A 19602-nucleotide genomic window follows, 5' to 3' on the forward strand; every position below is an offset into this window, starting at 1 on the left:
CGCCGTTCGCTTCTCGCCCGGACCGCCTGGTCACCGGCGCCGACGTCCGGTGTCCGACGCCTGGGCCGGGCCTGGCGCAGCCGGGCGAGAAGCGCTTGGGGCGACTATCCGGCGGTCGCAGCGCCGTCGGCGGCGCCCGCGTCACACGCCTGGGCGCGCAGCGCGCGGGCCAGGTCGTCACGAGACTCCACCACCAGCCGCCGCAGCGCCGGCGGCGCCGACTCGTGCGCGGCCAGCCACGCGTCCGTGGCCTCCAGCGTGGCCCGCGAGTCCTGGAGGGCAGGGTAGAGGCCCTTCACCACGTCCATGCCGATCTGGATCGACCGCTGTGCCCACACCCGCTCGATCGCCTCGAAGTACCGCTCGGTGTAAGGCGCCAGCAGGGCCCGCTGCGAAGACTGCTGCATCCCCGCGATCGTGGCCTCGACCAGCGCGTTCGACAGCGCGTCCGATTCCACCACCGCCGCCCACGCCTGGTCCTTCACCGCCGCCGACGGCCGGGCCGCCAGGCACCGCACGTGGTGGCGGCGGCCCGACGCCGTGTCGTCACGCGCCAGCTCCGCGGCCAGGAGGCCCTCGTCCACCGCCCCGTGCGCGGTCAGCGGCAGCAGGAAGTCCCAGCGCAGCTCCTGGTCGACCTCCAGCCCGTCGATCTGCGCCGAACCGTCGAGCAGCCCCAGCAGCAGCTGGAAGTCGCCCTCGGTGGTGGCACCCGCCGCGAAGAACCGGGCCCAGATCAGCTGGTGCTCGGACGCGGGCTCCGAGAAGCGCAGCTCCTGCAACGCGACCGCCGACAGCACCCGCCCGCCCTGCTCGCGCCACTCGGGCGCCGCGTAGTGGGTGACGGCCGTCAACGCCTGGTGGTGCAGCATCTGGAGCACCCCCAGGTCGCTCTCCCGGCCCGAGTGGGCCAGGACCAGCGAGACGAAGTCGCGGGCCGGCATCAGGGCGTCGCGCGTCAGGTTCCACAGCGCCGACCAGCACAGCGCCCGGGCGAGGGGGTCCCGTACGCCGCCCAGGTGGGTGCGCAGCGTCGCCAGCGACCCCTCGTCGAAGCGGATCTTGCAGTAGGTGAGGTCGTCGTCGTTGACCAGGATCAGGTCGGGCCGCTCCTGCCCGGCCAGTTCGGCCACCGTCGTCCGCGCCCCGGCGACGTCCGCCTCGGTCCGCGCGTACCGCACCAGGGCGCCGTCCTCCAGCCGGTACAGGCCCACCGCGACGCGGTGCGGGCGCAGCTCGTCCCCCTCCTGGACCACCGCGAGCTCGTCGATCCGGCCGTCCGGGCCGTAGGTCACCACCGGCGCCAGCGCGTTCACGCCGGCCGTCTGCAGCCACGCCCGCGACCACTCGGCCATGTCCCGGCCCGAGACCTCCCCGAGCACCGACAGCAGGTCGCCGAGGGTGGTGTTCCCGTAGGCGTTCGCCTTGAAGTAGCGCCGCGCGCCCTCCAGGAACGCCTCCCGCCCGACGTACGCGACGAGCTGCTTGAGCACCGCCGCGCCCTTGGCGTAGGTGATGCCGTCGAAGTTCAGCTTCGCGGCCTCCAGGTCGGGGATGTCGGCCGTGATCGGGTGGGTGGAGGGCAGCTGGTCGGCCCGGTAGGCCCACGCCTTGCGGTTGTTGGCGAAGGTCACCCATGCCTGGTCGAACCGGGTCGCCTCGACCAGCCCGAACGAGCCCATGAAGTCGGCGAAGGACTCCTTGAGCCACAGGTCGTCCCACCACTTCATGGTGACCAGGTCGCCGAACCACATGTGCGCCATCTCGTGCAGGATGACGTTCGCGCGCCGCTCGTAGGAGGCCTGCGTGACCTTCCCGCGGAAGATGTACTCCTCCCGGAAGGTCACCATGCCCGGGTTCTCCATCGCGCCCAGGTTGTACTCCGGCACGAAGGCCTGGTCGTACTTGCCGAACGGGTACGGGTAGTCGAACAGCTCGTGGAACAGGTCGAAGCCCTGCTTCGTGACGAGGAAGACGTCGTCCGCGTCGAAGTGCTTCGCCAGGCCCTTGCGGCACATCGCGCCGAGCGGGATCGTCAGGTCCCCGCGCGTGTAGGTGTCCGTGACGTAGTGGTACGGGCCCGCCACCACGCAGGTGATGTACGTGGAGATCGGCTCGGTCTCGGCGAAGCGGCGGGTCTGCCCCTCCCGGGACTCCTCGACCCCGTTGCTCCACACCTGCCAGCCCTCGGGCGCGGTGACCTCGAAGCGGTAGGGCGCCTTCAAGTCCGGCTGCTCGAAGTTGGCGTACACCCGCCGGGCGTCGGCCGGCTCGTACTGGGTGTACAGGTAGACCTCGCCGTCCTCCGGGTCCACGAAGCGGTGCATGCCCTCGCCGGTGCGGCTGTAGGCGCAGTTCGCGTCGACCACCAGGACGTTCTCGGCGGCGAGGCCGTCCAGGGCGATCCGCGAGCCGTCGAAGACGGCGGCCGGGTCCAGTTCGCGCCCGTTCAGGGTGATCCTGTTCACCGACGGGGCGATCAGGTCGGCGAACGTCGAGCCGTCCGCGGTCGCGGCCCGGAAGCGGATCGTCGTCACCGACCGGAAGGTCCGCGGGGCGTCCGCCGGTTCGGCCTCGTCCACCGCCGACCTCAGGTCGAGGGACACCTCGTACGCGTCGACGGACAGCAGCTCGGCCCGTTCGCGGGCCTCGTCACGGGACAGATTCTCTCCGGGCACCTGCACTCCTTCGTGCGTGATCGCGGTTTTGGTCGAATCCTCGCACGGGGGGAATGGGAGCGGCCCGGAGCTGGTTGGGCAGGGGGCAACGTGACCGGATTCGGGTGAACGACTTGAGGAGAGACATGGCCGACACGCAGGTGCGCGGGAAGACCCCGGTCGATTTCTGGTTCGACCCGCTCTGCCCGTGGGCGTGGATGACCTCGCGCTGGATGCTCGAAGTCGAGAAGGTGCGCGACGTCGAGGTCCGCTGGCACGTGATGAGCCTCGCCGTCCTCAACGAGAACAAGCTCGAAGAGCTGCCCGAGCGTTACCGCGAGATCCTCGGCCCCAAGGGCTGGGCGCCGGTGCGCGTGGTCATAGCCGCCCAGCAGAAGCACGGTGACGAGTACACCGGCAAGCTCTACACGGCCCTCGGCACCCGCATCCACAACGAGGACAAGGGCGCGACCCGCGAGGTCATCGCGGAGGCGCTGGAGGAGGTCGGCCTCCCGGCCGAGCTGCTCGCCTACGCCGACTCCGACGAGTACGACGAGGTGCTGCGCGCCTCCCACAACAACGGCATCGAGCGCGTCGGCCAGGAGGTCGGCACCCCGGTGATCTCCGTACCGGGCGCCGACGGCGGCGAGGTGGCGTTCTTCGGGCCGGTCGTGACGCCGGCCCCGCGCGGCGAGGCCGCCGCCCGGCTGTGGGACGGCACGCTGATGGTCGCGTCCACCCCCGGCTTCTACGAGATCAAGCGCACCCGCACCCAGGGGCCCGTCTTCGAGTAGGCGCCCCGGGATCCGAGCACGGAAGACCCCCGTGAGTCACGTCCTCACGGGGGTCTTCCGCTGTACACGCCCGCCGGTGAAGGTTGAGAAGACGATCACGAGGCGGCCGGGCCGTGGCGCCGATCAGCCCTTGACGGGGATCAGCAGCGGGGTGTTGGCCTTGGCGTCGGCGTAGCGCCTGGCGACGTCGTGCCAGTTGACGACGTTCCACATCGCCTCGATGAAGTCCACCTTCTGGTTCTTGTACTGCAGGTAGAAGGCGTGCTCCCAGGCGTCGAAGACCAGGACCGGCACCGAGGCCTGGCCGACGTTGCCCTGGTGGTCGTAGACCTGCTCGACGATAAGACGGCCGCTGATCGGCTCGTACGCGAGCACGCCCCAGCCCGAGCCCTGCGTGGCGGAGGCCGCGAAGGTCAGCTGCTTCTTGAACTTCGCGAAGGAGCCGAAGGACTCGGTGATCGCGTCCGCGAGGTCGCCGACGCCGTCCGCGGCGGTCGGCTCGCCACCGCCCTCGCCGGTCTTCGGGCTGGCCATGTTGTGCCAGTAGATGCTGTGCAGGATGTGGCCGGAGAGGTGGAAGGCCAGGTTCTTCTCCAGGCCGTTCAGCGCGCCCCAGTTCTCCTTCTCGCGCGCCTCCTCCAGCTGCTCCAGCGTGGTGTTGGCGCCGGCGACGTAGGCCGCGTGGTGCTTGTCGTGGTGCAGCTCGATGATCTGCGGGTTGATCACCGGCTCGAGTGCCGCGTAGTCGTACGGAAGCTCAGGAAGCGTGTAGATGGCCATGCGTGTATTCCGGTCCCCTCGGCGTGCCAACTGCTTATTGCAATCAATGCGCAACTGAACGCTAACAGTATCTATGGCCGAACACACGTAAGGGTCGCCTGCCTTCGTATGCCTTCGCCGCCCTCGCCGAAGCACCGGGCCAAGGGGCCACGACAGCGACCACGACCACGACCACGACTACGACCAGGACGAGGGGACACACGACAAAGGCGCGCCCCGTGCCGTCGCACGGAACGCGCCTTCTGCGCCGCCGGTCCCTCAGGCGGCCGCGGTCCGCCGCCCGCGTACCCGGCCGACCACCGCGAGGACGGCCGTCAGTCCGGCGGTGAAGACGACCTGGACCCGGGTGTCCCCGCCCAGCGCCATCAGGACCAGCACACCGGCGACCCCGGCCAGCGCGACCCACGTCAGGTACGGGAAGCCCCACATCCGTACCACCAGCTTCCCCGGCGCCTCCCGCTCCAGGCGGCGGCGCAGCACCAGCTGGGAGACGCCGATGAAGCCCCAGACGACGAGGATCACCCCGCCCACCATGTTCAGCAGCCAGGCGAACAAGGTGTCCGAGTACCAGTAGGACAGCAGCACGGTGACGAACCCGAAGCCGGAGGAGGCCAGCACCGCCCGGCGCGGCACACCGCCGCTGACCTTGCCCAGCGCCCTCGGGCCCTGACCCCGGGACACCAGCGAGTGGGCCATGCGCGAGGAGCCGTAGATGTTGGCGTTCATCGCGGACATCAGGGCGATCAGGATGACGACGTTCATGATCTGGCCCGCGGCCGGGATGCCGAGGTGGTCCAGGGCGGCGGCGTACGGGCCGTCCTCGACCACCGCCGGGTCGTTCCACGGCAGCAGCGTGACGATGACCAGCATCGAGCCGACGTAGACGATCGCGATCCGCCACATGGTGGTCCGCACGGCCCGGGCCACGCCCCTGACCGGGTCCTCGGACTCGGCGGCCGCGATCGTCACCGTCTCCAGTCCGCCGTACGCGACCACCGACGCGAGCAGGCCGACCAGCAGCCCGTCCGTCCCCTTGGGCAGGAAGCCGCCCTCGTGGACCAGGTTCGCGGCGCCGGGGGAGGCGGTCCCGGGCAGCAGTCCCAGGACGGCCAGCACCCCGAGGCCCAGGAACAGCGCGATCGCCCCGATCTTGAGGGCGGCGAACCAGAACTCGAACTCGCCGAAGTTCTTCACGGCGGTCAGGTTGCCGACGGTGAACAGCACCATGAAGAGCAGCACCCACATCCACGACGGGGTGCCCGGGAACCAGCCAGTCATGATGTGCGCCGCGCCGATCCCCTCGATGGCGACGCCGACGCACAGCAGCGTCCAGAACATCCAGCCGGCCGTGAACCCGGCCCACGGGCCGATCGCGCGCTCCGCGTGGACGGAGAACGAACCCGAGGCGGGGTTCGCGGCGGACATCTCGCCGAGCATCCGCATCACGCACATCACCAGCAGCCCGGACACGGCGTACGCGAGGACGATCGAGGGACCCGCGGCCGCGATGCCGGCGCCGGAGCCGACGAAGAGGCCGGCGCCGATGACCCCGCCGAGCGCGATCATGGACAGGTGGCGTTGCTTGAGGCCGCCGGCGAGGGGCGATCCGGCGCCGCCCGAGGGGGGCGCCTCCTCGGCTCGGGGTGCGGTGGCTGTCTGGCTCATGAAGGTGTTGCCTGTCCGGTGTGCGGGTGGACGGGAGGAAGTGCCCCAGTCTCACCATTGTCCGATCATCGGACACTTCGCGTCCGTTATTCGGACAACGGGATGACCATCGGTGATCGCCCCCGTACGCTCGCGACAAGACACCCACGACGCGGCAGGGGGCCGAATGGACCACGGCATAAGGGAATTGGCGGCGACGGGCCGGGGCGTCCTGGTCACCGGAGCCTCCCGGGGCATCGGACGGGCCGTCGCCACCGCCTTCGCCCGCCGGGGCGACCGGGTTGCCGTGCACTGCACCGCCCGCCGGGCCGACGCCGAACGCACGCTCGCCGAGCTGCCCGGGGAGGGCCACGTCCTGCTCACCGCCGACCTCGCCGACCCCGCGCAGGTGGCGGACCTGGCCGCCGCGGCCGAGGACGCGCTGGACGGTGTGGACGTACTGGTCAACAACGCCGCTGTCATGGTCGCGCACCCGCTCCCCACCACCTCGTACGCCGACTGGCAGGCGGCCTGGCAGCACACCGCCGCCGTCAACCTGTTCGGCGCCGCCACCTCGTGCACTGCGTCGCCCGCCGCATGATCGACGGCGGCCGGGCGGGCCGCGTCGTCAACATCGGCTCGCGCGGCGCCTTCCGGGGCGAGCCCGACCACCCGGCGTACGGCGCCACGAAGGCGGCCCTGCACGCCCTCGGCCAGTCCCTCGCCGTCTCCCTGGCCCCGCACGGCATCGCGGTCGCGGCCGTCGCGCCCGGCTTCGTGGCCACCGAGCGGGTCGCCGGCCGGCTCGACGGGGAGGAGGGGATGCGCATCCGCGCCCAGAGCCCCTTCGGCCGGGTCGGCACCCCGGAGGAGGTCGCCGCCGCGGTCCTCCACCTCGCCTCGCCCGCGGCGGCCTGGAGCTCGGGCACCGTCCTCGACGTCAACGGCGCCTCGTACCTGCGGACCTGACGGCCCCCGAACGCCGAGCGGGCCCCCGCCTTCCGGCAGGGGCCCGTTCCTTCACCGCTCCCGTGCCCTCAGGCCCGGCGCGCCCTGAGCTCGCGCACCCACGCCACCACGAGGACGGCCGCCGCCGCACCCGAGGACCACAGCAGCTGCGGCCGCGCCGAGTCGTCGAACAGCATCAGCACCAGCACCGCCGCCATGCCCAGCAGCGCCGCCCACGTCAGGTACGGGAAGCACCACATCCGCAGCGTGAGGCGCTCGGGCATGTCCCGCTCCAGCATGCGGCGCAGCTTCAGCTCCGAGACCGCGATCAGCGCCCACACGAACAGCAGCACCGCGCCGACCGCGTTCAGCATGTAGAGGAAGACCGTGTCCGGCCACAGCAGGTTCAGCACCACCGACACGAAGCCGAAGGCCACCGAGGCGAACACGGCCCGGCGCGGCACCCCGCCGCCCGACACCTTCAGCAGTGCCTTGGGCGCCTCGCCGCGCTCGGCCAGCGAGAACACCATGCGCGAGGAGCCGTACAGATTGGCGTTGAGCGCCGAGAGCAGCGCCACGAACACCACGATGTTCATGATCTGGCCGGCCGCGGGGATCCCGATGGAGTCCAGGACGGCGACGTACGGGCTCTGCCCCGGCTCCAGCGAGTCCCACGGCAGCAGGGTCACGATGACCACCATCGAGCCGACGTAGAAGAAGAGGATGCGCCACACGGCGCTGCGCACCGCCCGGGCCACGGACTTCGCCGGGTTGTCGGACTCCGCGGCCGCGATGGTGACGACCTCCAGGCCGCCGAAGGCGAAGATGACCGCGAGCATGCCCGCGACCACCCCGCCGAACCCCTCGGGGAAGAACCCGCCCTGGCCGGTCAGGTTGGCCATGCCGATGGGATCGGTGTCCGGGAGCAGGCCGAAGATCGCGAGCGTGCCGAGGATCAGGAAGAGGACGATCGCGCCGACCTTCAGGGCCGCGAACCAGAACTCGAACTCGCCGAAGTTCTTCACGGCGGCCAGGTTGGTGACGGTGAAGACCACCATGAAGATCAGCACCCAGACCCACTGGTCCACCGAGGGCAGCCAGCCGTTCGCGATCTTCGCCGCGCCGGTGGCCTCCACCGCGAGCACCACGACCAGCAGGAACCAGTAGAGCCAGCCCGCCGAGAACCCGGCCCAGCGCCCCAGGGCCCGCTCCGCGTACACGGAGAAGGAACCGGAGGCGGGCATGGCCGCCGACATCTCGCCGAGCGCGCGCATCACCAGCATGGCGAGGGCGCCCGCCAGCAGGTACGAGCAGATGATCGCCGGTCCGGCGATCGAGATGCCGGCGCCGGAGCCGACGAAGAGCCCGGCGCCGATCACTCCGCCGAGGCCCAGCATGGTCAGGTGGCGCTGCTTGAGGCTGTGGCTCAGGGGTTCGGGGGAAAGCCCGTCCGCGGGGGCGGGCTTGTCGGTCAGGCGGTCGCGCATGAGGGTGGGCTCGTACTCTCGTTCGGCCTGGTGGCGAAGGGGATTCGCGCAGATTGGAGGGACCCTACAGTCTCGCCGGAGGGCGTTCGTCTGCGCAAAACGGACGTGAAGTCTCTAGTGGGTCGTGATGGGGATCACTGCAACTCTGGTGCGGGGAAGGGTTTTTGTCCACTCTCCACGAAACCGCGCAGTACGGCTTGTTCCTGGCGGCGGTGGGGCGGCGACCGGCCCCGGACTAACGTCGATGATCGTCCCGTCATCCGATCACCCCCACGCGGAGTCCCCTCATGAGCACTGCTTCCGTCTCCTCCCGGCCCGGCGCCGTCCTCGCCGACCTGCTGCCCGCGAGCCGCGTACGTGACGTCGCGCTCGTCGTCGGCGGAGCCGCGCTCATGGGCGTCGCCGCCCAGATCTCCGTCAAGGTCCCGGGCCTGATCGTGCCGATCACCGGCCAGACCTTCGCCGCACTGCTCGTCGGCGCCGCGCTCGGCGCCGGCCGCTCCTTCCTCTCCATGGCGCTGTACACGCTCGTCGGCATGGCCGGAGTGCCGTGGTTCGCGCACGGCGCCTCGGGCGCGGGCGGCGCCACCTTCGGCTACGTGCTCGGCATGCTGCTCGCCTCCACCGTCGTCGGCGCCCTCGCCCGGCGCGGCGGCGACCGCTCCGTCCTGCGTACGGCGGGCACGATGGTGCTCGGCTCGGCCCTCGTCTACGCGGTGGGCGTCCCGTACCTGGCCCTGTCCACCGGGATGACCTTCGCCGCGGCGGTGGCGGGCGGCCTGACCCCGTTCCTGATCGGCGACGCCGTCAAGGCGGCCCTGGCGATGGGCCTGCTGCCCGCGACGTGGAAGCTGCTCGACCGCCGCTGAGCGGCCCGTACGCGAAACGAAGCAGCCCCGGACCACGAGCGTGGTCCGGGGCTGTTGCGCGGGGAGTACCCCGGGACTACGCGGACGTGACGGCCCCGGCGGCCTTGCGGCGCCAGTCGCGGACCGCGCCGATCACCAGGACGACCGCCGCGACCAGCAGCGACAGCATCACGGTCTCGCGGTTGTCCTTGTCGTAGACCATGTAGGCCAGGACGAAGGCGATCATGCCGGCGGTGATCCAGGTCAGGCCCGGGAAGAGCCACATCTTGACGGTGAGCTTCTCCGGCGCCTCGCGTTCGAGGATCCTGCGCATCCGCAGCTGGGTCAGGCAGATGACCAGCCACACGAAGAGCGCGATCGCACCCGAGGAGTTCAGCAGGAAGTCGAAGATCGTGTCCGGGAACGCGTAGTTGAAGTACACGGCGAGGAAGCCGAAGACCACGGACCCCAGGATCGCGGCGGTCGGCACACCGTTCTTGCTGACCTTGGCGAACGCCTTCGGGGCGTCACCGCGCTCGCCCAGCGAGAACGCCATGCGCGAAGCGGTGTACAGGCCCGAGTTCAGGCAGGACAGCACGGCCGTCAGGACGATCACGTTCATGATCTGACCGGCGTGCGCGATGCCGATCGAGTCGAGGGCGGCTACGTACGAGCCCTTGTCGACGATCGACTTGTCGTTCCACGGCAGCAGCGTCAGCACGATGAAGATCGAGCCGAGGTAGAAGACGCCGATGCGCCAGATCACCGAGTTGGTGGCCTTGGTGACCGCGCGGCGCGGGTCCTCGGACTCGCCGGCGGCGAGGGTGACGATCTCACTGCCCATGAACGAGAAGACGACCATCAGCACACCGGTGAGGATCGAGCCCCAGCCGTTGGGCATGAACCCGCCGGCGTCCGTGAGGTGGGCGAAGCCCGCGCCGGGGTTGTCCGAGCCCGGCAGGACGCCGAAGACGGCGAGCATGCCGACGATCACGAACGCGCCGATGGCGACGACCTTGATGCCCGCGAACCAGAACTCGAACTCGCCGTAGGAGGCGACCGAGCCGAGGTTGGTGACGGTCAGGACCGCCATCACGATCAGCGCCCATCCCCACTGGGGGACGGCCGGTATCCAGCCTTCGAGGATCTTCGCGCCGGCGGTGGCCTCCACCGCCAGGACGACGACCCAGAAGAACCAGTACAGCCAGCCGATGGAGAAACCGGCCCAGCGGCCGAGCGCGCGGTCGGCGTAAGCGGAGAAGGAGCCCGAGTTCGGGCTCGCGGCGGCCATCTCGCCGAGCATGCGCATCACGAAGACGACCATCGCGCCGACGAGTGCGTACGACACGAGGATGGCGGGACCGGTCTTGGCGATGCCGCCGCCGGAGCCGACGAAGAGTCCTGCTCCGATGACACCGCCGATGGCGATCATGGACAGGTGGCGGTTCTTGAGACCGGCCTTCAGACCATCGGAGGGCTTGGCGTCGCCGGGGGTGCCGGAGGGGTCGCCTGCCTTCTGAAGGGTCGTCGTGGAGCTCATGGACGATTCCTTAGGTTCTCGGGTTGCGAGTCCCGGCATTGAAACCTGAGATGAACGCCAGACGGAAGACCTCGTTCCGGAAGGTTGCCCCGGGCTAAAGTCCGGGACCTTCGTCCCACCCCGTCCCGTCTGGGTTGTTGGGCATAATTTGAGCTTGGCGGGTGACTCATGCCACACCCCCGTCGCCACCCTCCAGCCGTAGTCCAGGCAGGCCGTGCCACACTCGACCCATGCGCGTGTACCTCGGATCTGACCATGCCGGCTTTGAGCTGAAGAACCACCTCGTGGACTGGCTCAAGAACAACGGCCACGAGCCCGTCGACTGCGGGCCCCACATCTACGACGCGGTCGACGACTACCCGCCGTTCTGCCTGCGCGCCGCGGAGAAGACCGCGGCGGACGCTGACAGCCTCGGCATCGTCATCGGCGGCTCCGGCAACGGCGAGCAGATCGCCGCGAACAAGGTCAAGGGCGTCCGCGCCATCCTGGCCTGGAGCGTCGAGACCGCGAAGCTCGGCCGTGAGCACAACAACGCCAACGTGATCTCCGTCGGCGGCCGGATGCACACCCAGGACGAGGCCGTCGCCTTCATCGAGGCCTTCCTGGCGACCCCGTACTCCGGCGAGGAACGCCACACCCGCCGCATCGACATGCTCACCGCGTACGAGACCACCGGCGAGCTCCCCCCGATCCCGGCCCACCACCCCCAGGGCTGATCCGCACGATCTTGTGGGCCGTGCCGCCGGACACCGGCGGCACGGCTGTTCCCGCCGCTCCGGGCGAGCGGCACGGCTGTTCCCGCCGCTCCGGGCGCCCGCGGCGAGCCGCGCGTCTTTCCGCCCGGCCTCGCGCCCGTCGCCCCGCCCGGCGCCACGCTCGTTTGCCCGCCCGTCGTCCCGCCCGCCTTCCCGCTCGTCGCCGTGAGGAGCCCCGCCGTGCCCGAGGGGCATACGATCCACCGCCTCGCCCAGGACCACACCGCACGCTTCGCCGGGCGTCCGGTACGGGTGAGCAGCCCGCAGGGCCGGTTCGCCGAGAGCGCCGCCCTGCTCGACGGCCGCACCCTGGAGAGCGCCGAGGCGCACGGCAAGCACCTCTTCCTGGAACTCGGCGACGCCTGGATCCACATCCACCTCGGCCTCTTCGGCAAGCTCGGCTTCGGCCCCGCGCCGGCCCCGCCCGCCACCGACACGGTCCGCCTGCGCCTGGCCAACGAGGACCACTGGGCCGATCTGCGCGGGCCGACCGCCTGCGCGCTGCTCGGCGAGGGCGAGAAGAAGGCGATACACGAGCGTCTCGGCCCCGACCCGCTGCGCCCGGGCGACGACCCCGACCGGGCGTGGAAGCGGATCTCCCGCTCCCGTAGCACCGTCGCCGCGCTGCTCATGGACCAGAAGGTGATCGCGGGCGTGGGCAACGTCTACCGGGCCGAGGTGCTCTTCCGGCACGGCATCGACCCGTACCGGCTCGGCAAGGACCTGACGCGGGCGGAGTGGGACGCCGTCTGGGCCGACCTGGTGGCCCTCATGCGCGAGGGCGTACGGAACAACCGGATCGACACCGTCCGCGACGAGCACATGCCGCAGGCCATGGGCCGCCCGCCCAGGGTCGACGACCACGGCGGCGAGGTGTACGTCTACCGCAGGGCGAACATGCCCTGCCACATCTGCGGGGGCGAGATCCGCACCGCCGGCCTCGCCGCCCGCAACCTCTTCTGGTGCCCGGGCTGCCAGATCCGCTAGGCGCCGTCTCTTTCGGATCTTGCCGGGCGGCGCGGGTCAGGCCCGATCCGCAAGAGACGGCCCAGGCGTGCGCCTCAGAACCCGTGGGGGAGCCAGGGCGCCACGTCACCGGCGAAGGCCCGTGAGGCCCGCACCAGTGCGCCAGGGCGCAGCTCGCGCACGCGCCCGGCGCCGGCCAGCGAGGTCAGCGTGATCCCGCCCAGGTACGCCGAGCCCAGGTCCCGCACCGACAGCTCCAGGTCCACCGGGTCGGCGCTGCGCACGCAGGACGCCGTCCCGTCCGGCCCGACGCGCAGCCGCCACCGCCCCTCGTTCCACGGACAGAACGCGTCCTCCACCTCCAGGACCACGTCCAGCGGCGTCCCGTACCTGCGCGCCTCCAGCGCCGCTCCGAGATCCACGAGCCGCACGTACAGCGCGTCGCGCGGGTTCGGCCTCGACCGCCGCACGTCGCTCACCAGGTGCAGCACCGGATCGTCCGCCGGGCGCCCGGTGGCCCGCACGGTCGACGTCAGGTCGATCCCGCAGAGGTAGCGCCACAGCGCCGCGTACACCGCCGGGTCCAGCGCGTCGAGGTCGCACACCTCCACCTTCCCCGCCGCGCCGGTGGGCTCCCACTCGGGCTTCACCCGGTAGCGGGCGTACCCCGCCACCTGCCCGTCCGGCCCCTCGGCGACCACGCACTTGAGCGGCGAGGCGCCCGCCCGCACGGACTCCGGGTCCAGCAGCGCCTGCCGCTCCCAGCCCGGCTGCCGGGCGGGCATCCCCGGCCGCAGCGCCGTCAGGGCGGCGTAGACCCGCTCACAGTCGGCCAGGGCCTTCTCCGGGTCCACGAGGCGCAGCCTGATCGCGTCGGTCCCCGGAGGCGCGCAGAGCCGTACGCGGCTGGTGTCGATCTCCAGGGCCAGCGCGTAGGTGCCGGTTCCGTAGCCGAACCGTCCGTAGATCGCGGGCTCCGAGGCCGTCAGCACGGCGAGTGGTTCACCACCCGCCCGGATGTCGTCCAATTGGCGGCGCATCAGCGACGTCAGCACCCCGCGCCGGCGGTGGGTCGGCGCGACGCCCACCATCGTGACGCCCGCGGCGGGCACCAGAACCCCGCCCGGCACCGACAGCCGGAAGCTGAACGCGCTCGCCGAACCCACGCAGTCCTCGCCGTCCCACACCGCGAGCGAACGTTCCAACTCCGTGAGGGACTTGTAGAGTTCACGCTCCTCGGGGGACTCGGGCACACCGCCGAACGCCAGTTCAAGGTGGTCGTACCAGACATCCCACTCATCAGCCTGCAATACCCGCGTCTCAAGAGCCATATGCGCATCCTTATCAGGGCAATCCCGTCCAGTCGCGTTTTCGCCCCTCGGCGGGCCCCAGGTCCGGGGGTACCCCTGCGCGCGCACAGCCAGGATGGATAGGGTCCCGAAGCAATGGCCGGAGCAGGTGTGGAGACGCTCATGGCCCGGACGCGCATGCTGTCGCACCGGGCACGCACCGGGCTGCGCAAATCCGCGGTCGACTACTTCCGTGGGGACGCCTCCGACTGGCTCGCCTTCGGGGGCCTGCTCCTCACCGTGCCCGCGATCGCCTTCGGCACACTGATGATGCCCGTCTGGTTCTCGCCGTCCGCGCTCGTCCTGCCGATCGTGGCGGGCGGCCTGCTGCTGCGGCCGGCCAGCCTGCTCGCCCTGTACGCCGCCTCGGCCGTCGCCCTGATCGTGGAGGCGCTCGTACTGGGCCCGTACACCGAGGGGCCGGCCAGGGTCACGCCCGGCACGGTGCTGGTGGTGGCGGCCTGCGGGTTCTTCGGGCTGGTCATCGCCCAGTTCCGCAGCCGGGTCGGAGTGCCGTGGCGGCGCGGCGGCACCATGCTGTTCGACCTGCGCGAACGGATCCGGGTGCAGAGCAAGCTGCCGTCCCTGCCGTCCGGGTGGCACCGGGAGATGGCCCTGCGACCGGCCGGCGGCCAGTCCTTCTCCGGGGACTTCGTGGTGGCCGCCCGCACGAACGGCGGCCGGACCCTGGAGGTCGTCCTCACCGACGTCTCCGGCAAGGGCATGGAGGCCGGCTCCCGCGCCCTCCTCCTCTCCGGGGCCTTCGGCGGCCTGCTCGGGGCCCTGCCCCCGCACGGGTTCCTGCCCGCCGCCAACGGCTACCTGCTGCGCCAGGACTGGGAGGAGGGCTTCGCCACCTCCATCCACCTCGTCCTGGACCTGGAGACCGGGGACTACGAACTCCTCTCCGCCGGCCACCTCCCCGCCCTCCAGCTCTCCGCGGGCACCGGCCGCTGGCGGGAGGTCTCCGGCGAGGGCCCGCTGCTCGGCGTCTACGACGGCGCGGAATTCACCCCGGCCCGCGGGAACCTCCGCCGCGGGGACGTCCTGATGCTCTTCACGGACGGCCTGGTCGAGACCGCGGACCGCGACATCAGCGAGGGCATCGACCGCCTGACGGGCGAAGCCGACCGCTACGTCGCCGCCGGCTGGGACGGCGCGACCTGGCACCTCATCGAGAAGGTGGCCAAGGACGTCAACGACGACCGCGCCCTCCTCCTCATCCGCCGCTCCCCGTAAGGGGGACGCTGCCGGCATGATCCAGCCCCGCCGGCGTTTGAGGCGCGGTCCGCAGCCGGGCGGAGCCCCGCAATGCCCGGCGCAGCCGGGGCCGCTCGCGCCGCGGCGCCGCACGGGATCCGGCGCCCCCCGGCGAGGCAGGGGGCCACCCACCGCCGATTGGCCCGCCCCCCGGCCCCCACCCCCCGCATAACGTGCCCGAATGCATCCCACCCTCGCCGCCGACCTCGCCCGCCTCCCCGCCCTCCTCGACGCCACCCGCCACGCCGCCGCCGAGGCCCTCGCCACCCTCGACACCCGCCCCGTCCTCCCCGGCGCCGGGACACCGGCGGAGCCGCCCCTCACCCCCGAGCCCCTCCCCGACACCCCCACCGGCACCGAAGCCACCCTCACCGCCTTCCGCACCCGCTGGGCCCCCCGCCTCTCCGCCTCCGCCGGCCCCCGCTACCTCGGCTTCGTCACCGGCGGCGCCACCCCCGCCGCCCTCGCCGGCGACTGGCTCACCGCCGCCCACGACCAGAACAGCAACTCCGCCCTCGACGGCGCCGGTCAAGACCTCGAACGCGAGACCGTCACCTGGCTCCGCGACCTCTTCGGCCTCGGTCCCGCCCACACCGGCACCTTCGTCAGCGGCGCCACCATGTCCAACACCACCGGCCTCGCCATCGCCCGCGAGTGGCTCGGCGAACGCCTCGGCGTCTCCCCCTCCGACGACGGCGCGGCAGCCCTCGGCCCCGTCCGCGTCCTCTCCGGCGCCCCGCACTCCTCCATCGCCAAGGCCCTCTCCCTCCTCGGCCTCGGCCGGAGCGCCCTGGTCCCCGTCCCGACCCTCCCCGGCCGGGAGGCCGTCGACCCCGCCGCCCTCGACCGGGCCCTGGCCGACACGCCCGGCCCCGCCGTCGTCGTCGCCAACGCCGGCACCGTCAACACCGTCGACTTCGACGACCTGCGCGCCCTCGCCGCCCTCAAGACCCGGCACGACTTCTGGCTCCACACCGACGCCGCCTTCGGCGCCTTCGCCGCGCTCTCCCCGGACCACGCCCACCTCACCGACGGCCTCGACGCCGCCGACTCCGTCTGCGTCGACCTGCACAAGTGGCTCAACGTCCCCTACGACAGCGCCGTCCAGTTCACCCGTCGCCGCGACCTCCAGGCCCGCGTCTTCCAGAACGCCGCCGCCTACCTCGGGCCCCTCGGCGACCACCCGGACCTGGTCCACCTGACCCCCGAGAACTCCCACCGGCTGCGCGCCCTCGCCGCCTGGTTCACGCTCCGCGCGTACGGCCGCGAGGGCCACCGGGAAATCGTCGAGCGCGACATCGCCTGCGCCCGCGCCCTCGGCGCCGAGCTCTCCGCGGACCCGGCCCTCACCCTCCTCGCCCCCGTCCGCCTCAACGTCGTCTGCTTCACCCTCGCCGACGCCCCCACCCCCGCCCGTCTCACCGCCCTCCGCGAGGCCGTGCAGCCGGAGGTGTTCGTCACCCCCACCGTCTACGCGGGAACCCCCGCGCTGCGCGCCGCGTTCTCCAACTGGCGCACCACCGGGGCGGATGTGCGCCGGGCCGCCCAGGCCCTCCGTACGGCAGCAAGGGAGCTCACATGACGGACGGGGTCCTGACCCTCCTCGAAGTGGAGGCCCTCGCCCGCGCGGCGCACGAGGGGCAGACCGACAAGGCCGGCCGTCCCTACGCCGAGCACCTCGCCGCCGTCGCCGAGGGCGTGCGCATGCGCGGCGGCACGCCCGAGCAGCAGGCCGCCGCCTGGCTCCACGACGCGATCGAGGACCACGCCCTCACCCCCGCCTGGCTGGAAACGGCCGCCCTCCCCGAGGGGGTCAAGGCCATGGTCCTCGCGCTGACGAAGATCCCGGGCGAGCCGGTCGAGGAGTACACGGCCCGCATCCTCGCCACCGAGGGCGCCCTGCTGGTCAAGGAGGCGGACCTGGCGCACAACGCCGACCCCGCCCGCCTCGCCGTCCTGGACCGCCCCACCCGCGACCGGCTGTCCGCGAAGTACGCGTATGTCCGCTCGCTCCTCGGCCTGCCCACCCCTTGACCCCCGCCCCGCGCCCGAAATATGCGGCCGACACCTGCGGTTGAGCGAAAACCCGCGATGGCGGTTCGTCACGGGACGGATAGCCGGGCCCGGTTGGTGGGAGGATGGTCCTTGTGGGGGCAAGTGCCCCGGGCCGACCAGGGGACGACCGAAGGTGTGATCAGTAGTGGCCATTTCGCTGTCAGTGGTGGTTCTGTTGGCGATCATTCTGGTGGTGCTGATCCGCGGCAGCCACATCAAGGCCGGCCCGGCGATCGTCGCGGTCCTCTTCGGCTTCTTCCTCGCGTCCAGCTCCATCGCCCCGGACGTGAACCGCTTCCTGAACTCCCTGGCGGACACCATCGCCGGCATCAAGCTCTGACCCGGCCCCGGACCCCGGGCCGCACCCCCCGCAAGAACGACCGAGGGCCGGACGGAGGAGTCATCCTCTGCCCGGCCCTCGGCCATAAGAGCGGGTGACGGGAATCGAACCCGCGTAGCTAGTTTGGAAGACTAGGGCTCTACCATTGAGCTACACCCGCAATGCGTGCGCCGCAGGTCCTCGGGACCGCGGCACGGACAGCATACTAGCGGGTCGGGCGGGGGGATCGCACACCGCATTTCGGTCCGCCCTTCGTGGCCGCCGTCGTGGTCGCGTTCGCCGGCGGGGCCCGGGCGGGGCGCGTTCCCTGGGAAAGCGGCGTGTCGGACCGTCTTCGGGCATGTACCCTACGTGTCGCACCGACGGGGTGTGGCGCAGCTTGGTAGCGCGTCCGCTTTGGGAGCGGAAGGTCGTCGGTTCGAATCCGGCCACCCCGACTAGTAGCACCTTCTCCACACAGTGTCCCCGGGCACGCCCCACCGAAGATCGCCGCGGTGATCGCGTTGTGGGCTGATTGCCGCTTGCGGTTACTATGCAAGCTGCGTGCCCGTGTGTCTGATGCCGGGCCGAATCCGCCGAACCGCTGAATCGCAGCGCGACGGCAGAACCCCCAGCAGTCAGCCACAAGGAGACCGAACCGTGAAGAGCGCCGTGGAGACCCTGAACCCGACTCGGGTTCGGCTCACTGTTGAGGTGCCCTTCGAGGAGCTCAAGGACAGCCTCGACGCGGCCTACAAGAAGATCAACCAGCAGGTCACGGTGAAGGGCTTCCGCAAGGGCAAGATCCCGGCCCGCGTCATCGACCAGCGCTTCGGCCGCGGTGCGGTGCTGGAGGAGGCCGTCAACGACGCCCTCCCGAAGTTCTACACCGAGGCGGTCAACGAGGCCGACCTGAACCCGCTGGGCCAGCCCGAGGTCGACATCACGGAGCTGAAGGACGGCGAGCTGCTGGCCTTCACCGCCGAGGTGGACGTCCGCCCCGAGATCGAGATCCCGGACTACTCCGGCATCGAGGTCACCGTGGACGCCGTCGAGGTCACCGAGGAGGACGTCGAGAAGTCGGTCGAGCAGCTGCGCGGCCGTTTCGCGTCCACCAAGGACGTCGAGCGCGCCGCCCAGGACGGCGACGTCGTCACCCTCGACCTGGAGGCCAAGGTCGAGGGCGAGGTGCTGGAGGACGGTGTCGCCCAGGACGTCTCCTACACCATCGGCTCGGGCGAGCTCCTCGACGGCATCGACGAGGCCGTCAAGGGCCTGGAGGCCGGTGGCGAGGCCACCTTCACCTCCCAGCTCAAGGGTGGCTCCGCCGAGGGCAAGGACGCCGAGGTCACCGTCAAGGTCACCAAGGTCTCCGCCCGCGAGCTGCCGGAGCTGGACGACGAGTTCGCGCAGATGGCGAGCGAGTTCGACACCCTCGAAGAGCTCAAGGCGGACAGCCGCAAGCGCCTCGAGAACATGAAGCAGTACGACCAGGCCACCCAGGCCCAGGAGCGCGTCCTGGAGAAGTTCCTGGAGCTCGCGGAGATCCCCGTCCCCGAGAAGCTGCTCGCGGACGAGGTCCAGACCCGCAAGCACAACCTGGAGCACCACCAGCTCGGCCAGATGGGCCTGAACCTGGAGAAGTTCCTGGAGATCCAGGGCAAGACGGTCGAGGAGTTCGACGCCGAGACCTCCGAGCAGGCCGTCAAGGGCATCAAGACCCAGTTCCTGCTGGACGCCCTGGTCAACAAGGAGAAGCTGGGCGTCAACCAGGAGGAGCTCACCGAGCACCTCATGCGCCGCGCGCAGTCCTCCGGCATGTCCCCCGACCAGTTCGCCCAGGCGGTCGTCGAGGGCGGCCAGGTCCCGATGCTGGTCGGCGAGGTCGCCCGCGGCAAGGCCCTCGCGGTCGTCGTCGAGGCCGCCAAGGTCGTCGACACCAACGGTGAGGTCGTCGACCTCTCCGACGACGAGGACGAGGTCGAGACGGCCGCCGAGACGGTCGAGGCGGCCGTCGAGGCCGACGCCGAGACCGAGGGCGACGAGGCCAAGTAACACCCCCGGGCGGGCCGCACGCCCCGCCCACCCGGCAGTGCCCCGAGGGGCCCGGACGCGACCGCGTCCGGGCCCCTCGTCGTCCCGCGCGGGGGCCCCGGGACCTTGCGCTCCGAGCGAACAGTTCGGGAAGCGGGATGGCGTT

The 19602-nt window shown here is 71.4% G+C and carries 15 protein-coding genes, 2 tRNA genes and 1 pseudogene; 11 read left to right on the forward strand and 7 right to left on the reverse strand.

The features are described from left to right. Nucleotides 1–104: 104 nt before the first annotated feature. Entirely contained in the window at nt 105–2678 is a 2574-nt protein-coding gene (gene pepN, locus OG861_RS20670) for an aminopeptidase N (protein WP_329195271.1), read from the reverse strand. Nucleotides 2679–2803: 125 nt separating this feature from the next. On the opposite strand from pepN, the gene OG861_RS20675 reads away from it, so the two are divergent. Further along, nucleotides 2804–3451 carry a mycothiol-dependent nitroreductase Rv2466c family protein gene (locus OG861_RS20675; RefSeq protein WP_329195269.1) on the forward strand — a complete coding sequence of 216 codons (648 nt, stop codon included), beginning with the start codon at nt 2804–2806 and terminating at the stop codon, nt 3449–3451. A gap of 123 nt (nt 3452–3574) precedes the next feature. Here the strand turns inward: OG861_RS20675 and OG861_RS20680 are convergent, their stop codons facing one another. Further along, nucleotides 3575–4231, reverse strand: coding sequence for a superoxide dismutase (locus OG861_RS20680; RefSeq protein ID WP_329195267.1), 657 nt, complete (start codon nt 4229–4231; stop codon nt 3575–3577). 258 nt (nt 4232–4489) lie between these two features. After that, nucleotides 4490–5896: an amino acid permease gene (locus OG861_RS20685; protein WP_329195265.1), complete on the reverse strand. Its 1407-nt coding sequence runs from the start codon at nt 5894–5896 to the stop codon at nt 4490–4492. Between the two features lie 166 nt (nt 5897–6062). Between OG861_RS20685 and OG861_RS20690 the strand changes: the two are divergent. Beyond that, nucleotides 6063–6844 (forward strand): annotated as a pseudogene (locus OG861_RS20690) (SDR family NAD(P)-dependent oxidoreductase). Nucleotides 6845–6912: 68 nt separating this feature from the next. Here the strand turns inward: OG861_RS20690 and OG861_RS20695 are convergent. Next, a complete protein-coding gene (locus tag OG861_RS20695; protein ID WP_329195261.1) occupies nt 6913–8310 on the reverse strand; it encodes an amino acid permease in 1398 nt (465 codons plus the stop codon). Nucleotides 8311–8597: 287 nt separating this feature from the next. Here OG861_RS20695 and OG861_RS20700 point away from each other — a divergent pair, with 287 nt between their 5' ends. Continuing rightward, on the forward strand, nt 8598–9179 hold the full coding sequence (locus OG861_RS20700) for a biotin transporter BioY (RefSeq protein WP_329195259.1): 582 nt from the start codon (nt 8598–8600) through the stop codon (nt 9177–9179). Nucleotides 9180–9255: 76 nt separating this feature from the next. Here the strand turns inward: OG861_RS20700 and OG861_RS20705 are convergent, their stop codons facing one another. Next, nucleotides 9256–10698, reverse strand: coding sequence for an amino acid permease (locus OG861_RS20705; RefSeq protein WP_329195257.1), 1443 nt, complete (start codon nt 10696–10698; stop codon nt 9256–9258). Between the two features lie 230 nt (nt 10699–10928). Here OG861_RS20705 and OG861_RS20710 point away from each other — a divergent pair, with 230 nt between their 5' ends. Together OG861_RS20710 and OG861_RS20715 are read left to right on the forward strand one after the other, a co-directional pair. Beyond that, a complete protein-coding gene (locus OG861_RS20710) occupies nt 10929–11414 on the forward strand; it encodes a ribose-5-phosphate isomerase (protein ID WP_329195255.1) in 486 nt (161 codons plus the stop codon). Between the two features lie 219 nt (nt 11415–11633). Then, the gene (locus OG861_RS20715) at nt 11634–12440 is read left to right on the forward strand and encodes an Fpg/Nei family DNA glycosylase (protein ID WP_329195253.1); all 807 of its coding nucleotides are present in this window, start codon (nt 11634–11636) and stop codon (nt 12438–12440) included. 74 nt (nt 12441–12514) lie between these two features. On the opposite strand, the gene OG861_RS20720 is transcribed toward OG861_RS20715, so the two are convergent. Continuing rightward, nucleotides 12515–13750, reverse strand: a complete 1236-nt coding sequence (locus tag OG861_RS20720) for a GNAT family N-acetyltransferase (RefSeq protein WP_329195251.1) — start codon at nt 13748–13750, stop codon at nt 12515–12517. Between the two features lie 141 nt (nt 13751–13891). Here OG861_RS20720 and OG861_RS20725 point away from each other — a divergent pair, with 141 nt between their 5' ends. The 4 genes from OG861_RS20725 to OG861_RS20740 all read left to right on the forward strand — a co-directional run bounded on the left by OG861_RS20725 (nt 13892) and on the right by OG861_RS20740 (nt 17423). After that, nucleotides 13892–15007, forward strand: coding sequence for a PP2C family protein-serine/threonine phosphatase (locus OG861_RS20725; RefSeq protein ID WP_443056503.1), 1116 nt, complete (start codon nt 13892–13894; stop codon nt 15005–15007). 202 nt (nt 15008–15209) lie between these two features. Then, entirely contained in the window at nt 15210–16610 is a 1401-nt protein-coding gene (locus OG861_RS20730) for a pyridoxal phosphate-dependent decarboxylase family protein (protein WP_329195247.1), read from the forward strand. Continuing rightward, nucleotides 16607–17062: an HD domain-containing protein gene (locus tag OG861_RS20735; RefSeq protein WP_329195245.1), complete on the forward strand. Its 456-nt coding sequence runs from the start codon at nt 16607–16609 to the stop codon at nt 17060–17062. Before OG861_RS20730 ends, OG861_RS20735 begins: the two co-directional genes overlap by 4 nt. 166 nt (nt 17063–17228) lie before the next feature. Beyond that, nucleotides 17229–17423, forward strand: a complete 195-nt coding sequence (locus tag OG861_RS20740) for a hypothetical protein (RefSeq protein WP_136216973.1) — start codon at nt 17229–17231, stop codon at nt 17421–17423. An 89-nt stretch (nt 17424–17512) separates the two neighbouring features. Here the strand turns inward: OG861_RS20740 and OG861_RS20745 are convergent. Then, a tRNA-Gly gene (locus OG861_RS20745) sits at nt 17513–17583 on the reverse strand. Nucleotides 17584–17786: 203 nt separating this feature from the next. Here OG861_RS20745 and OG861_RS20750 point away from each other — a divergent pair. Both OG861_RS20750 and tig read left to right on the forward strand, forming a co-directional pair. After that, a tRNA-Pro gene (locus OG861_RS20750) sits at nt 17787–17860 on the forward strand. A 202-nt stretch (nt 17861–18062) separates the two neighbouring features. After that, nucleotides 18063–19457, forward strand: coding sequence for a trigger factor (gene tig, locus OG861_RS20755; RefSeq protein WP_329195208.1), 1395 nt, complete (start codon nt 18063–18065; stop codon nt 19455–19457). Nucleotides 19458–19602 lie beyond the last annotated feature (145 nt).

Source organism: Streptomyces sp. NBC_00539 (assembly GCF_036346105.1).
Taxonomy (GTDB): Bacteria; Actinomycetota; Actinomycetes; order Streptomycetales; family Streptomycetaceae; genus Streptomyces.

Excerpts from the sequence above, each read along its gene's own strand:
- OG861_RS20700 (WP_329195259.1), top strand. The coding sequence starts at position 8,598 with ATGAGCACTGCTTCCGTCTCCTCCCGGCCCGGCGCCGTCCTCGCCGAC.
- OG861_RS20705 (WP_329195257.1), bottom strand. The coding sequence starts at position 10,698 with ATGAGCTCCACGACGACCCTTCAGAAGGCAGGCGACCCCTCCGGCACC.
- OG861_RS20685 (WP_329195265.1), bottom strand. The coding sequence starts at position 5,896 with ATGAGCCAGACAGCCACCGCACCCCGAGCCGAGGAGGCGCCCCCCTCG.
- OG861_RS20725 (WP_443056503.1), top strand. The coding sequence starts at position 13,892 with ATGGCCCGGACGCGCATGCTGTCGCACCGGGCACGCACCGGGCTGCGC.
- OG861_RS20680 (WP_329195267.1), bottom strand. The coding sequence starts at position 4,231 with ATGGCCATCTACACGCTTCCTGAGCTTCCGTACGACTACGCGGCACTC.
- OG861_RS20720 (WP_329195251.1), bottom strand. The coding sequence starts at position 13,750 with ATGGCTCTTGAGACGCGGGTATTGCAGGCTGATGAGTGGGATGTCTGG.
- OG861_RS20695 (WP_329195261.1), bottom strand. The coding sequence starts at position 8,310 with ATGCGCGACCGCCTGACCGACAAGCCCGCCCCCGCGGACGGGCTTTCC.
- OG861_RS20675 (WP_329195269.1), top strand. The coding sequence starts at position 2,804 with ATGGCCGACACGCAGGTGCGCGGGAAGACCCCGGTCGATTTCTGGTTC.
- OG861_RS20710 (WP_329195255.1), top strand. The coding sequence starts at position 10,929 with ATGCGCGTGTACCTCGGATCTGACCATGCCGGCTTTGAGCTGAAGAAC.
- OG861_RS20735 (WP_329195245.1), top strand. The coding sequence starts at position 16,607 with ATGACGGACGGGGTCCTGACCCTCCTCGAAGTGGAGGCCCTCGCCCGC.
- OG861_RS20730 (WP_329195247.1), top strand. The coding sequence starts at position 15,210 with ATGCATCCCACCCTCGCCGCCGACCTCGCCCGCCTCCCCGCCCTCCTC.